This is a genomic window from Acinetobacter nematophilus (assembly GCF_026344175.1).
Lineage (GTDB): Bacteria > Pseudomonadota > Gammaproteobacteria > Pseudomonadales > Moraxellaceae > Acinetobacter > Acinetobacter nematophilus.
Genome location: NZ_JAPKMY010000002.1, coordinates 111,761 through 126,924 on the forward strand (window position 1 = coordinate 111,761; position 15,164 = coordinate 126,924).

The 15,164-nt window shown below is 35.1% G+C and carries 15 protein-coding genes and 1 tRNA gene; 11 read left to right on the top strand and 5 right to left on the bottom strand.

Annotated elements, in window-relative coordinates:
- Positions 1-9 precede the first annotated feature (9 nt).
- Entirely contained in the window at positions 10-447 is a 438-nt protein-coding gene (locus tag OSH00_RS04245) for a hypothetical protein (protein ID WP_266129393.1), read from the top strand.
- Positions 448-991: 544 nt separating this feature from the next.
- Here the strand turns inward: OSH00_RS04245 and OSH00_RS04250 are convergent.
- Positions 992-1,801, bottom strand: a complete 810-nt coding sequence (locus OSH00_RS04250; RefSeq protein ID WP_266129394.1) for a siderophore-interacting protein — start codon at positions 1,799-1,801, stop codon at positions 992-994.
- Positions 1,802-2,376: 575 nt separating this feature from the next.
- On the opposite strand from OSH00_RS04250, the gene OSH00_RS04255 reads away from it, so the two are divergent.
- Both OSH00_RS04255 and OSH00_RS04260 read left to right on the top strand, forming a co-directional pair.
- Positions 2,377-2,453, top strand: a tRNA-Ile gene (locus OSH00_RS04255).
- Positions 2,454-2,818: 365 nt separating this feature from the next.
- Complete coding sequence (locus OSH00_RS04260; protein ID WP_266129395.1) at positions 2,819-3,361, top strand: hypothetical protein; 543 nt, start codon at positions 2,819-2,821, stop codon at positions 3,359-3,361.
- 272 nt (positions 3,362-3,633) lie between these two features.
- Here the strand turns inward: OSH00_RS04260 and OSH00_RS04265 are convergent, their stop codons facing one another.
- Positions 3,634-4,821, bottom strand: coding sequence for an MFS transporter (locus tag OSH00_RS04265; protein WP_266129396.1), 1,188 nt, complete (start codon positions 4,819-4,821; stop codon positions 3,634-3,636).
- A gap of 133 nt (positions 4,822-4,954) precedes the next feature.
- Between OSH00_RS04265 and OSH00_RS04270 the strand changes: the two genes are divergently transcribed.
- Positions 4,955-5,539, top strand: coding sequence for a TetR/AcrR family transcriptional regulator (locus OSH00_RS04270; RefSeq protein WP_266129397.1), 585 nt, complete (start codon positions 4,955-4,957; stop codon positions 5,537-5,539).
- A 316-nt stretch (positions 5,540-5,855) separates the two neighbouring features.
- Here the strand turns inward: OSH00_RS04270 and OSH00_RS04275 are convergent, their stop codons facing one another.
- Both OSH00_RS04275 and OSH00_RS04280 read right to left on the bottom strand, forming a co-directional pair.
- A complete protein-coding gene (locus OSH00_RS04275; RefSeq protein WP_266129398.1) occupies positions 5,856-6,386 on the bottom strand; it encodes a porin family protein in 531 nt (176 codons plus the stop codon).
- A gap of 452 nt (positions 6,387-6,838) precedes the next feature.
- The gene (locus OSH00_RS04280; protein WP_266129399.1) at positions 6,839-7,945 is read right to left on the bottom strand and encodes an OmpW/AlkL family protein; all 1,107 of its coding nucleotides are present in this window, start codon (positions 7,943-7,945) and stop codon (positions 6,839-6,841) included.
- Between the two features lie 859 nt (positions 7,946-8,804).
- Here OSH00_RS04280 and OSH00_RS04285 point away from each other — a divergent pair.
- Positions 8,805-9,368 (top strand): 1-acyl-sn-glycerol-3-phosphate acyltransferase, encoded by a 564-nt coding sequence (locus OSH00_RS04285; protein ID WP_196076919.1) that lies wholly within the window; start codon positions 8,805-8,807, stop codon positions 9,366-9,368.
- 106 nt (positions 9,369-9,474) lie between these two features.
- Positions 9,475-10,224 carry a YebC/PmpR family DNA-binding transcriptional regulator gene (locus OSH00_RS04290; protein WP_196076918.1) on the top strand — a complete coding sequence of 250 codons (750 nt, stop codon included), beginning with the start codon at positions 9,475-9,477 and terminating at the stop codon, positions 10,222-10,224.
- A gap of 617 nt (positions 10,225-10,841) precedes the next feature.
- Here OSH00_RS04290 and OSH00_RS04295 read toward each other — a convergent pair.
- Positions 10,842-11,315 (bottom strand): Lrp/AsnC family transcriptional regulator, encoded by a 474-nt coding sequence (locus tag OSH00_RS04295; protein WP_196076922.1) that lies wholly within the window; start codon positions 11,313-11,315, stop codon positions 10,842-10,844.
- A gap of 249 nt (positions 11,316-11,564) precedes the next feature.
- On the opposite strand from OSH00_RS04295, the gene OSH00_RS04300 reads away from it, so the two are divergent.
- The 5 genes from OSH00_RS04300 to OSH00_RS04320 all read left to right on the top strand — a co-directional run bounded on the left by OSH00_RS04300 (position 11,565) and on the right by OSH00_RS04320 (position 15,095).
- Positions 11,565-12,347 carry a HesA/MoeB/ThiF family protein gene (locus OSH00_RS04300; protein WP_266129400.1) on the top strand — a complete coding sequence of 261 codons (783 nt, stop codon included), beginning with the start codon at positions 11,565-11,567 and terminating at the stop codon, positions 12,345-12,347.
- A 39-nt stretch (positions 12,348-12,386) separates the two neighbouring features.
- On the top strand, positions 12,387-13,685 hold the full coding sequence (locus OSH00_RS04305; protein ID WP_266129401.1) for an ABC1 kinase family protein: 1,299 nt from the start codon (positions 12,387-12,389) through the stop codon (positions 13,683-13,685).
- Between the two features lie 101 nt (positions 13,686-13,786).
- Complete coding sequence (folB, locus tag OSH00_RS04310) at positions 13,787-14,170, top strand: dihydroneopterin aldolase (RefSeq protein ID WP_266129402.1); 384 nt, start codon at positions 13,787-13,789, stop codon at positions 14,168-14,170.
- Entirely contained in the window at positions 14,124-14,564 is a 441-nt protein-coding gene (locus OSH00_RS04315) for a 2-amino-4-hydroxy-6-hydroxymethyldihydropteridine diphosphokinase (RefSeq protein ID WP_266129403.1), read from the top strand. Before folB ends, OSH00_RS04315 begins: the two co-directional genes overlap by 47 nt.
- 6 nt (positions 14,565-14,570) lie before the next feature.
- Entirely contained in the window at positions 14,571-15,095 is a 525-nt protein-coding gene (locus OSH00_RS04320; protein WP_266129404.1) for a hypothetical protein, read from the top strand.
- Positions 15,096-15,164 lie beyond the last annotated feature (69 nt).

Below are 15,164 nucleotides of genomic sequence, written 5' to 3' on the forward strand. Positions count from 1 at the left end.
AGGTCGTCGATGAAATATTTTAACCTGATTGTCGTTTTAAGTTTTTGTTTGATTGTACAGGGATGTAAAAAGAAATATATCCAAGATTTTGAATATGAGCGTGTGAAACAAAATATATGTGCGCTTAAGCCTCAAGCCATATTCAATTCTGATGATTTCTCAATGCTTGATATTGTGTTTTTATATGCAAATGGAAATGTGAATGATGCCTTGACAAGTAAAATCTATCAATCAAGTGTGCAAAACTTAAAGGATCCACAGCAAAAATATATTTTTTGTTTAAATCAGTTGGATTTTTTCAAAGATTATTTAGAAACCCAAATTCGGATTGATCTCATGCGGGATAATATGATTCAGGAATACGAGTTTCATAATTATTCTTGTGTGTTATTGCCTCATACACAGTTGAATTTATCAAGGAATAAAGCCATGAAATATTGTGATTAAGACTTGAACTATCAAAAAGAATAATTAGGATACTGAAGGTGATGTTTTTACTGAATTGGATTGGAATTTTTTATAAGCCTGAGAACTAGAGCTAAAGTGCCTGATTATTTATTTCGTACTTTTGAATCCTAGATGATCTTTGTATTGTGTGGCGATATGCATATCGCCATGTTGTGTGGGAATATAAAATGTATCCCTCGCTCAACAAAAGATTTTTGTCATTCAATAATATATTCATCACATTGATTTTATTGATCTAGAGAATTCATTTTTTACGTTATGAATTTTAATAGATTGACCATATCCTTAAATGTAAGATATTGATTAATTTTATTTTTTATGAATGAGATGATCACTTTCAATATTCAAATCATTCACAACCCCGTCTCATTTTTTGATTTATAAAGGATGTCTGTTTACCGATATTTTATTTACAGTGGATGATTAAAGTCTCTATACAGAGAACACGCATAGAGACTTTTGATTGAAGTTTAATCAGTTGCACTGTAATAAGCGAATTGAGAGATTGAGCTCAGACATTATTTTAATCATCGATAACTTTAGAAAATCGCTCACTGTCTGCTTTACCAATTTGCCAATATGAGCATGCATAACAATCTTCTTTACTCCAATCGCTTTGCTTTCTGAGAATATTACGACAAGCACGTACAGCCTGTAATTCAGCAGTAATATGTGCATAGCGGCTCGGGGGTAAGTTGACCAATTCCGGATGTTTTGCTAACTCATCTGCCAATAAACTTTGCTTCAAAGGGGTAGGGTTATATAACCATATTTGCTCTAAATCAGCTTGTGTATTTAATTCGATCCGATCTGCAATCGTAGGCACTTCTGCAATCACATAAGCTTTACTGCTCGCAGGCAAGGTTTTTAAAATTGCCTGTGTGACCGCTAGACCTGTACTATCCGTAATCATAAGATAATGTTGAAGTCCTGTTGGTACGAGTTCTCGTGTTGCAGTAGACATGGTGACACCGATTTGATCGCCTTGCCGTGCACGATCTGCCCAATGGCAAGCAACCGTTTCCGTACCGTGCATTGCAAACTCAATGGTTAAAGTTTTATTGATGAGATCTATATCACGATGGGTATAAGTTCGAATTTCTGGCATAAGGGCTGGATTCTTGACGATCCATTTGCGTTGATCAAAATCAAAATCTGGAAGTTCTATTTGATTTTGGTCAGGTCTTGGAATAAAGACTTTATTGTTATCGCCAATACTTGTATGTTTAAATTTATCTGTATCTGCACAGTCAAAAATGATGCGAATATAGTTGGGACCTAAATATATTTTTTCCTTCACTTGAATAAAAGTACGATGTGTATTCAAAGCCATAATTTATATTGCTCAATTAATAATAATTATCATTATCGTATATCTTTTTGAACAAAAGTGCCACTATTACAGTAATAATTCCACAGTTTAAAAAGTCAGTAGTCTCAATAAATTTTTGGTTCATCTTGATGATTCAATGGTGGAAATTAAAATTAATAATTAAAAACAATAGTATAAGAGTTATTTTGTATTGAAAATAGCCAGTTTTATATTCACTATTAAGGCTGAATGTTTTAGACTTTAGTCTTAGTTAAGCAATAAGCTTAAAACTTTAAGAATGCGCAAAGGGATTGCAGCATGTTGATGACCTTATTTACAGTGATGATTTTTGTTCTTATTCTGATTTGCTTATGGAGCGGATTGGAAATTTATCTAGATAAACGTAAAAAATAATCACTAGTCATATTGGTGTAATCGATATTGCAAAGTACAGTCGCTTTGTCATCATTCATTGAATTCCCCCTCTAATGTTCAAAAAACATGCATTGAATCTAAGTTGTTGTTAAAGTTCTTGTAATTCAATTTTATTTTCGCTAGTATTCTTTTTCGAAAATACTCTATAGTCAGTATTTATAGGGCCTGTAGCTCAGTTGGTTAGAGCAGCGGACTCATAATCCGTTGGTCCCCAGTTCAAGTCTGGGCGGGCCCACCATATCAAACCTCATAGATTATTGATTTATGAGGTTTTTTATTGACTGAACGTTTTGATATATTCAATTTTCAGGTACATTTGATCATCAATAATCTTTTAAAATCTATTTTCCTCCTTCATATTCTATGTTTTAAACTAGACATGACGTCTTACTTTCCTCACATGAAAAGATCAGAAAGACTTGTATTTATTATTTTTTTCTAATGGTTTAGATTGGTCAATAGATAGTCATGAGGATGCATATAAACAGCACCTGAGTTGAACTGATTACTTCCATATTTAGAAAAGGGTACTTGCCTTAAATGATACCAACAAAGACAACTGTATTTGTAAAATTAATCTGTTTTCTTCAATTATTAATCACAATGACCTTTTGTTATGCAGGTGATTGGCAGAAGCAGATTATTTCGGATAATTTCAAAGCGGTCGATAGTTTGAGCCTTTATAGCGATTCTGGTCATGAGGCAATTCGGCTATACCAAAAGGAAGGTAATTTTGCTAAAGCATTGGGTTATCCTGAAAAAGCAGTATTTTTAACGCTCTCCATCGCATTGACTGATGATTCAGGAGTAAGTACAACTGCTCAATTTATTGATTCTAATAAGCCGATATATATCAGCATGGATAATGGTATCAATCAGAAACTGCAATCAACAGACTTTGCAGATGAGGGATTAAAAGCCATGCAAATTTTGTTTGTTGCGACCAATCCTCAGGAATCCTGCGGATTGATGGAAGCGTTAATACATTCTAAAAAATTTACAATCAGTTACCAACAGTTTGATTCTCCTAAAAAAGTTAACATTAATTTTACAACTCCTGAAAAAAATGAGTTGATCTATGAACTGTTTAAGTTGGATCAGGCGAAAGACTGCCTAAAATCGAAAAGATCATCAACAGAATCTTGAGCGTATTCTTATTTCAGTTATTTGAAATTAAAGATTTTATAGATCAATTCTAAAAAATGAACTTCAACTTGAATAATTTTGAAGTTCATAAGAGATTTAAAGTGAAATATGTGCTGTCTCAAATCATTTAAAAAACATCATTTAATCTAAAAAGACTGAATCTAAACGACCTTTCAAAGGAAGCATTGTTTTTTCTATCATTAGGATTCAAGTCTCATGATTTATTTTTAATGAATGGATATTAGCTGTATTGACTGATTTTAAGCTGACAATCATTGATCATGTCTTAAACGGTAATATCCAAATATTGCAAGGATAAACACGACTGCACCTGCACCCAAGGCAATCGAGAATCCATAATCCAAACCATAATGATCGAGCATTTGCCCAGAGCTTGCTGCACCCAATGCAACACCAATATTTAGACCAGCCAATAACCATGTCATCGCCTCAGTTAAGCGATGTTTAGGGACAAGACGTTCTACCAATGACATTGCTACAATCATTGTCGGTGCAAAAAATATTCCAGCCACAAACACAGCACATGTCAGGATAATGATACTGTCGATCCAGACTAAGGGAAGGGTTGCTAGAGCTGTAGCAGCTCCGCCACATAATAAAAGTCGATGTAAGGGGATTGAGAGCTTTAGTGCGCCGAACCACAGACCGGATAGACATGATCCCAGAGCATAAGCAGAGAGCACTAGACTCGCGGTGGCTGGTTGAGAAACTGCCTCAGCAAAGGCGACACTCACGATATCCACAGTACCCACAATAACGCCCATGCTCAGCATAAATAAAGTAAGCAAACGTATATTTGCGACTCGGATAAGCGATCTGGAATTCGACGGGTGAGTATTCAACTGATCCAATTCAGGTTCGGTTGCACGTTGCAGAACCAATACAATAACGCCAATAATCAACAATATGATCGCAACGATTAAGCTGGCTTGAGGAAATAAAATAATAGATAAGCCTACAGATAAAGGCGGTCCAATAATAAATGATATTTCATCGAGTACAGTTTCTAAGGAATAAGCCGTCTTTAGTCTGAAGTGATCCCGATAAATTTCTGTCCAGCGTGCTCTCACCATTGCAGATATGCTTGGCATAAAACCTGCCAAAAATGCTCCAATAAATAAGATCCAATTAGCAGTCTGTTTCCAAGCGCTATAAATCAGGATAACAAAACCAACGCTGCTGATGATCGTTGCGACTGGAAGTATGCGACTTTGTCCATAGTGATCCACCAGCTTTGATGTGTGGGGTGAAATCAGCGCATAAGTTAAGACAAATGTAGCTGATACTATACCTGCAAGGGCATAACTATCATACAGCTTAGAAACCATGAGGATGATTCCAATACTGCTCATCGGCAAAGCAATACGTGCAATTAAACCAGCCACTGTGAATGTAGTTGTATGGGGTTTTAAAAATAAATCTCGATATGCATCAATCATTCGGTCTTCCTAAAAATGATTTCTTGTAAAGCTACAAGGATTTTGTAAAATACATACGCTGCGTATGAATAAAGCATACAATCATACGTAGTGTATGTAAATATTCATACGAAATGTATGTAAGGAGTTTTTGATGGTCCGTCGTACCCGTGCTGAAATGGAACAAACCCGAGCTGCTTTGATTGCAATGGCACGTATAGTGTTTAGTGAAAAAGGCTATGCAGAGACGTCAATGGATGATTTGACTGCTCAAGCAGGCTTTACCCGTGGTGCGCTCTATCATCATTTCGGCGATAAGAAAGGGCTTTTAGCAGCTGTTGTGAAACAAATTGATGGCGAGATGGATCATCAGCTACAGTTGATTTCTGATCATGCTGAAAATACTTGGCTTGGTTTTAGCCAACGTTGCCACCGTTATTTAGACATGGCTCTAGAGCCAGAGTTTCAACGTATTGTCCTTCGTGATGCCCGTGCTGTTTTAGGAGGAAGCTCATTGGAGTCACAAAAAGACTGTATTGATTCGATGCAAGAACTAATTGAAAAACTTCTCCAAGAGAATGTGATTGAACCCGTTGACCCACAAGCAATTGCTTCTTTAATTTATGGCAGTCTAACGGAAGCAGCATTTTGGATTGCTGATGGTGGCGATAATGTGCAAAGATTAGTACAAGCACGAGCAGCTCTAGATTTATTATTACGAGGCCTGTTGATCAAGTAAAATTCTGGTGTATTTATTCCTCCTGAATATCTAGGATTTTTTATAATACGCGAGTTTGGTTTTAAGGGTTAGATTAGCATGTCTATTATATTCGCTATCCTCATTTTTAAATTTGTGTTCGTTTGCGAAGTGAAAAAAATAAATTTAATCAGAAAGATTTACCTAAAAGTTTTTTATTTAAGTGGTTATTGGCTTTTTAAATAGATCACTTATATTAAATGATTAAATCATCAGTATTATGAATGATGTATAACGTTTTTATTTTGCTTTGTGATTTAAGAAAGAAGGATATTTATCCTTCTTTCTTGTTGTTAACTTAGAAGTTATATTTTAATTGAAGATTCACACCATTAAAGCCATCAAAAGCGCTAATGTATGTATATGCTAACTCAGCTGCGATGTTCTTGTTAAAGTTATAACCACCACCAGCTTGAATAATCACACCTGAATCATCTTCGCTTTCAGATACTTTATAACCTAAAAATTGAGCATCTACATCAAGATCAACACGTGTATATCCAACCATACCTTTAGCATAAAAATTGTTTTCTAAAGGATATTTACCCGTTAAAGCAACACCATAATATTGAACATCTGCATCAGTTCTTACGCCTAGCTCTTCAAAGTCTTCATCAAATTTGATGTCATTTACTGATTTGTTCCAAAATGCTTCAGCACCAATATATTGGTTGAATTGAACACCAGCATTAAGTCCCAAAAAGTGAATATCAACATCATTATCTAAATATGTATAACCTGCCCCCACATAAGGTTGAATTTCAGTATTCGCTGCATGGCTAGTTACTGATAGAGCACCCAAAATTGATACTAAAAGTAATTTTTTCATCTTTTTTCCAAAGTTTAGTCAAGTATAGTTAAAATTTTTAATAATAAATATCAGTTTAAAAATTTGGCATATAATGAAAGTATTGCAATGAAATTGCAACAAATTTAAAAAAAATGATTGTTCTTGATATTTTATTTGCTTGATAAGTAGTCGAGTTTAAATGGTTTTTTTAGTCGAATTTCTTGTATTATCTTGTTTTTTGTTGTTCTATTTAATCATACTATTCAAGTATTTTAATAAAATAGAGAACTTATTTTTTATGCAATTTTTATTATTTAGCTTGTACAAGAATAAAGTACGATAGAGAACTTATATAAATCACAGATTTTGAGTGAATAAAAACTTCATTTATTCTGAAGCACAATACATCTTTTATAACATATCATAATTGAAGCCATTCCTCTAAGGATTATGAAAATGACTTCAATTTTTATAGCTTGATAGGGTGAAAATTAGAAACGATAACCCACACCAACATATGAGATTAGTGGATCAATCTCAATTTTAGTTTTCGCTTGGATTAATTTTGCATTGTTATTGGTATTCACTACACTGATTGTGGCGGTATTATCTAATTTAGCATATGAAATAGAGGCGGTAGCAAACCAATTGGGTTTAAAGTCATAGGTAAAGCCAGCAGTGACAATCGGTGCAAGTGCATCTGTAGCATCGACCTTAACTTTCATATTGCCACTTGATGGTTTACCTTCAAGTGAAGCACCTGCCTGACCATCATGAATGTTTTGGATCATATGCCCCGCATTGACCAAATCATTTTTAATTCCTGAATTGATTTTAATGTCATTGAAATAGGCATACATAACGCCTGCGCCAATAAAAGGTCTAAATTTATTTACACCAGATTTTCCAAAATAATACTGTGCTTGAATTGCAGGTGTCCAGGCTCTTGCAGACGCAGCAGTGTTATAGCGATCTAAATCTGTAATCAAAAGATTGTTTTTTAAGTATAGATCGCCAACCAACCCCTGAAGAGGTTGAGATGTTGCGGTGAAAGGTGCATATACTGCGCCTTTGCCTTTTAAATCAACTTTAGGTGGAACACCACCAATCAATTGAACAGCAACATTATCTGTAACATTATAGGTAAACATCAAACCGAGGGTATCAACATCTTCAACTTCTAACCCTGCGTTCGAGGTCCAATTGGCAATACCATTGATTTCAGCAATTCCTGTCAATTGATCAATCAAAGTGGGATCGTCAGCCATGATAATGTCAAGTAAATCATCAAATAAATATCGACCTTCTGTATTACTTGGTGCATTGAGTAATTCGATGAGTGTGGGGTCCATTGCATTAATGCGAGATTGATCAACATTATCTAAAATAGTCTGACCTGAAATTACCCCTACCGCTGCCTTCGTATTTGCACCAACTGAGGTATTGATTCTAAACGGTTGTGCTTTTCCCAAGGAGGTCATATGTAGCCAACCTGTAGAGACAGAGAAGCGCTTAAAATCTTCAGCTTGACTTACCCCTGCAAGACATAATAGTGAAGTTGTGACGATGGCTTTTTGAAACATCATTTTTGTTTTCATTAGATTCATCCTTTTAAAAATCATCATTGTCTTCTTGACAATGAGATATTTAAAATTACATAAAATAATCAATAAGTAGAGTAAAAACTCTAATTTATAAATGTAATTAAGACTAAAAAAGTAATGAAAAATAAAGTATTAATAATATATATAAATAAAAATCAGAAATTTATTTGAAAAAGTTATATTTTTTAGTTGATTTTTTATACAAATAAAATATTGCAAAATAGTGACATAGTTTTACTTTTTGATAAATTAACATTATTTTAGCGAATAATTACAGATTTAAAAATAAATTAGTATTTCTAAATTTATTTTTAAGTAATGTTATTTATCAGGTGAACTTTATATTAAATATTTGATGCTAAAATAACTCAACATACAGAAAATAATAGAGCAATAATAAGAACGGATTAAATATGAAATTTTCTTCATAGGATAAAACAGGTGAATGCTTCATAAATTACTTTTAAATTGATGTTGAGTTCGCTGTTGTTAACATGGTTATACATTTTGGCTATCTTGAGAAATAAACATATCAACAGAGGGGCATAAAAGGCTTTATTCTTTAATCTTTGGTTTATGTTTTATACGTTTTGTTTAAAATTTTTACATGATCAGGGATTCACATCCGTTTAAAGGTATCAGGTTGTAATGGCTATACTTCTGCCTATGATAAATGTTAGACACATTTTTAAATGTATATAATAGATTTATTCATACTGTGGTTGGTTTAAGAAAAGTTGATTGTACTCATATAAAAATATACAAGTGTAAAAAAATAAGCGTAATTGTGATTGTTTTTTTTTGCTTTTGCTTAGACAATCCTCGAATTAATTTTTTAAGGCATACAGGTTATATGAAAAAGTTTCTGGGAGAACTTACCTTCAAGCTCTCTGGCTGGTCTTATGAAGTAGATCAAAGTGTACTTGAAAAAAAACAAGTGATTATTGGTTTTGAGCACACTTCTATGATGGATGCTGTTCTTTCACTTGCTATATTTCAAATTTATAACATCAAAATCCATACTTTGATCAAGAAAGAACTATTTAAAGGCCCCATGAAACCCATTTTGGAAAAAATTGGTGGAATTCCTGTCGATCGCAAATCAAATAAAGACATTGTTGCGCAGATGGTGGAATTATTTCAAAGTCAGGATGAATTCAATTTGGTGATTGCGCCTGAAGCGACTCGGGCCGAACGTGGTGAAGCACGTAAGCCGATCCGTACGGGTTTTTGGCATATTGCAAAAGCAGCGGGTGTACCGATAGTTTTAATGTACGCAAATTCAAAAACCAAGCAAGGTGGAATTTTTGGAAAAATTTATCCAACTGATCTAGATCAAGACCTCGCACAAATTAAACGGTTATATAAAGAGCATACAGGATTGGATATTGTAATTCCTGAGCCAAAAAATTCTTAATTTGCATCAAAACTAAAAAATAAGCACTTTCTCATAAAAAAGTGCTTATGGTAGAATTGCTGCAATTTGATATGGCATAAAGCCAATCTACAGGAGCATATTTCGCATGGCGGGTCATTCCAAGTGGGCCAATATTAAGCATCGTAAAGCAAAACAAGATGCGACGCGTGGTAAAGTTTTTACTAAATATATTCGTGAATTAACCACAGCTGCCAGACTCGGCGGTCCAGATGCAGGCAGTAACCCTCGTCTACGTGCTGTTGTTGAAAAAGCACTTTCTGTCAATATGACACGTGACACCATCAACCGTGCAATCCAACGCGGTGCTGGTGGGGACGATAATGATGATTTAAAAGAAGTCACTTATGAAGGTTATGGTGTGGGTGGCGTTGCAGTTCTCGTGGAGACGATGACAGACAATCTAAACCGTACAGTGCCAGATGTTCGACATTGTTTTTCTAAAACCAATGGTAACTTAGGTACAGCAGGTTCTGTTGCATACTTGTTTACAAAGCGTGGTGAAATTACTTTTGAAGATGTTTCTTTAGAAGACAAAATCATGGACATTGCTTTAGAGGCAGGTGCTGAAGATATCGAAGTCGATGAAGATGAAATCTTGGTGATTACTACCCCTGAAACATTTGGTGATGTACAAGATGCTCTAACGGCTGCGGGCTTAAAGTCTGACAATGCAGAAGTGGTCATGAGCCCTTCAACCAAAGCATTAATTTCAGATGTAGATCAGGCTAAACTGATTGTGAAAATGATTGATATGTTTGAAGATTTAGATGATGTTCAAAACGTATATACCAACGTTGAGTTTACAGATGAAGTTCTGGCTGAATTAGAAAATTAGTTCTGATTTTTACAAAAAAGCGCACTTTCTAGTGCGTTTTTTTATGGCTTGATTTTCTTTGTTAAATATGCTGTCGTAAATAAGCTATAATCAATTAAGATCAATGGTTTATTGCTATGTTTGCAGTTGCAATGATCAGAAGCGTAACGATCTATTTTATCTCTATAACGCATATATCGTAAGTTTCGAAACTTGAATAAGTCTTAATTTATTAAACAGAGATGCATTTGATCCATTATATATTTAACATTTACTTAAAAATATTTGACTTGTATCTCGTTTTTGATTAATTTTAGATGAAGGATTGATTATTCAAATACATTCATTCTTAAGGATAAAAAGTGTTTGTAAAATATAGAGATAAATACATTAATTCAGCAAACATCAAGTTTATGGAAGTCGAAACCATCCAAGGAAATATCCATCAAGCGAAAATTTTTTTTATTGATGGAAGCAATATTGATTTAAAGTTTATTGATAAAGTGCAGTTTGATTCATTTCTACTTAAATTAACAAATAATAATTAAAGAAATTCTGGTTTGAAAGTATGGCATACCCAAATAAGGGAGGGAAAGATCCCTTATTTTTCTTACAGAATGTCAGCGCCGAATCAGAAACTAAACCCGATTTAATAAACCAGTACAGTTAAATACTCGATTATATTCTTTGATCACAAAGCTTGAGTGGAGTGCAACCACATGATCAATTTTACCAATACGTTTAAGTAAAATCTCACTGTAGTTTTCCATATCTTTAGCAATGACTTCAACCAAAAAATCTGCGGTTTGACCCGTTACTAAAAAGGCATTGATTACTTCTGGAATATTCTCAAGTTCTTCTAAAAATTTTGCAAATGTATCAGTGTCATGTTTACTGAGTGAAATCTGTAAAATCACATGGAGCTTAAAGCCTAATTTTTCGAAGTTAATATCACGTTTTAGATTGGTCATGATATCCGTTTCTATCAAATGCTTGATGCGACGGTGTACTGAACTCACCGATAGATTTATACGTTCTGACAGTTCATTTAAGTTAATATCTTCATGGGTTAATATTTCTAATATTTGTTTGTCGTAACGGTCAAGTTCCATAGCCATACTCAGTGTGAAGTTTTTTTCTAAACTAATGTAGAATGAAATTTATAAATTTTCAATATTGAAATAATACTTGAAAAATATTCGCGATAAATAAAATAAATCAGCAATTTTCTACTTTTGCTCCGCAGTTGAGAAAATACTGTTGTCCGAGCACTTATTTTGGATTCAATCTAACAATCTTCTACGTGACAAACCTTGGAAATGTTATATTGCACATGGATAGAGTGGAATCGATTTTAGTACATGATGGATATGGATTTAGAACTGAACGAATCTGAAATGTATCTTTATTCACGCCAGATTTTATTGGATGGCTGGGATTTAGAGGCGCAGGAAAAATTAAAGCTTGCCAATATTCTGATTGTTGGCTGTGGTGGCATTGGCTGTATGACAGCTGAACTGTTGGCGCGCGCAGGCGTAGGTAAAATTAGCCTGATTGATGCAGATATTATAGAAATGAGTAATCTACAAAGACAGATTGCTTATGTCGAGCAAGATATCGGTTTCTATAAAGCAGAAATTTTGGCCAAGCGATTGCGACAGATTAACCCATTTATTCAAGTAGAACATCATACCATCCGACTTGATCAACAGAACGCACAAATGCTTATCTCACATCAAGATTTAGTGCTTGATGGTTGTGATAATTTTGCTACACGTTATCTGGTCAATCAAATTTGTACACACGCTCAAGTTCCTTTGATTAGTGCATCTGCAATTGGTTTTCAAGGACAGTTATTTATGGTTGAAGGGAATTCAGCCTGTTATGAATGCCTATTTCCCAAAGAGCAACAGCAAAATGAAAACTTACGCTGTGCCGACACAGGCGTATTGGCAACAACGCCAAATGTTATCGCCTGTTTACAGGCTCATCATGCACTTTTATATCTCGGTTTGGGAAGGACACCACTCAAGCAAAAGTTATTGCTTTGGGATGGTTTAACAATGAAACAACGAATTTTAGCCTTTGAAAAAGATCAAGATTGCGCAAACTGTCAGCTTAGCCATACTGCAAATGCTGATTAATTTGTTAAACTCCAACAAACTCAATTTAATGTTGACATTATGAAAAATAATATCTTTCTCGATGGTCTGCGTTCAGTCGCCCGCGTTGGGGAAACGGCTGTAATTGCAGCAAAAGCAGGCATTAAATATGCCACAGAAAAACCCAGTAATGCCAAACTGATGCGTGAAACCTTTGAATCATTAGGTTCAACGTATATTAAATTAGGTCAATTTATTGCCAGCACACCCTCATTATTTCCTCGTGAGTATGTTGAAGAGTTCCAAGGCTGTTTGGATCAGACGCCTTATCTACCATTTAGCTATGTGCAAGGTGTGTTGGAGCAAGAGTTTGCAGGGCGTGACTTAGCAGAGATATTTGCTTCTATTGATGAAAAGCCATTAGCTTCAGCATCCATTGCTCAGGTACATGCTGCTCGTTTAGTCACTGGCGAAGATGTAGTTATTAAAGTACAAAAGCCAGGCGTTGAAACCATTCTTTATACTGATCTAAATGTCTTGCATTGGGCGACCAAGGTTTTAGAAAAAGCCATTCCCAAAGTTAAATTTGCTTCTTTGGCAGATATCGTTGACGAAATCAAAACACGTATGGTTCGTGAAGTTGATTTTATTGAAGAAGCAAAAAATTTAGATGATTTTGTCAATTATCTGAATGTTTCTCGCAATACTGCTGCAACAGCACCTAAGGTATATCACCAATTTTCAACACGTCGTGTCCTGACCATGCAACGTTTGTATGGTGTACCATTGACCGATTTTGATGTTGTCAAAAAAGTTGCTAAAGATCCTTCGCAAATATTGATTACAGCAATGAATACTTGGTTTGGTAGCTTAATGCTGTGCCAATCTTTCCACGCAGATTTACATGCAGGCAACCTGATGTTGCTAGAAGATGGGCGAATTGGCTTTATTGACTTTGGGATCGTCGGACAGTTAAAACCGGAAGTCTGGCAAGCATGTATGGCATTTATGGATGCATTGCAAAAGACCGATTACAAATTGATGGCTGAAAATATGTTGCAAATGGGTATGACCAGTACTCAAATTGACACTCAGGTTTTAGCAGACGATTTGGAGCGTTTATTTAGTGGTGTATTGCTCGCTGATCCTCAGCAAATCATGACTTCGAATCCATCCGATCTTAACGATATCATGATGGATATGGTTGCTGTTGGAGAGCGTCATGGTATACGTTTCCCACGTGATTTCGCTTTACTGTTTAAGCAAATGTTGTATTTTGATCGTTTTATGCGAGTGCTTGCACCCTATACAGATATTTATGCTGACCAACGTTTACAGATGATTCAAAATATCGACCCAGCATCATTATTAAAGCATTAATATTAAGTGCCCCTTGTGAGAAGTATTTGAAAGATTTGACTCAAGTCTTAATAAATACATTTTGCAAGGGTTTTTCATTGAACAAGAGAATTTTTTAAATCATGGATGCAATTATTATTGAAGGTTTGAAAGTTGATACTGTCGTTGGCTGTTTTAACTGGGAACGTCAAATGATCCAGCCTTTAATGCTTGATCTGCATATTCAAACGAATTTAGAGCAAGCTTCAAATTCGGATGAACTTAAACATACTTTAAATTATGCAGAGATTTGTGATATTTCAGCCAAAGTGATTCAAGATGCCGCCCCAAAATTGATCGAACATGCTGCGAAATTGGTGTTAAATGCGCTTTTCACTACCTTTCCTGCAATTGAATCGATTATGATTACTATCCGTAAGCCTGCTATTATCCCGCAAGCTAATTCTGTAGGAATTCGTCTTGAACGCCACCGAAACGATATTCGCTCTAGCGCTAGCCAGCAATGATCAACCACAACATCATTTTCAAAAATCACTGACTCAAATTAAAAAACTGGGGGAAGCTGTTTTTTCTCCTATTTATTTAATTCCTTGTCGTGATGGAATTGGTGCAGATTATTGGAATGCTGCCTGTTTATTAAAAAGTCAATTGTCTGTCGATCAGATGATTTTTCAATTAAAACAGATGGAAGCAGAGTCTGGACGTACCCGACCATCTCATCACATTTCTTTAGATATTGATTTAATCGCTTGGGGAACCGAGTTAAATACAATGCATTTTAATCCCAAAAAACTTCCACTGGCTTTGGATGTTAAGATCCCAATGTTTGATCTTTGGCAAGATGTGCGATTCTGCTATCCACCTCATCAATTTCCAGTGATTGATACCCGCATAAGGTGAGTACATATGAATATTCAATCGATGATTTTAATGAGTGCTGCATTATTATTAAGTGCCTGTACAACACTTCATGAAAAATCACTACAACAGCCTGAGCATTCTTCAAGTCGTCTGCTGTTATTGCAACAGCGTGACATACATTTAAAACAGCAAGTAGAAGCTTATACTCAGGGTCAGCCTACATTCAATGTCGCATTTAATGACCTGAATCAAGATGGAATAGAGGATGCGATTGTTTTACTCAACGGACAGGATTGGTGTGGATCAGGTGGTTGTAGCATGCTGGTCTTTAAAGGTGGAGCGAATCAGCAGTTTGAGTTTTTAAGCAAAACAACTTTGGTAGACACCCCTGTATATGTGACTACTTATATGCACAACGGTTGGAAGCAACTATTTATATACACACGGAAGCATGGGCAAGTGATGTTAAAATTTGATGGAAAACAATATCCTTTAAATCCATCTTTGTTGCCACTACAAACTGCAAAATTGGCCCCGAATAGTGCCCAATTGATATTCGGCGAAGAGTGATATTCAATCTAGATAAATATGGGTTTTGTTCCGCACTTAACTATTCATAACGCTTAATGTGTTGAAAAA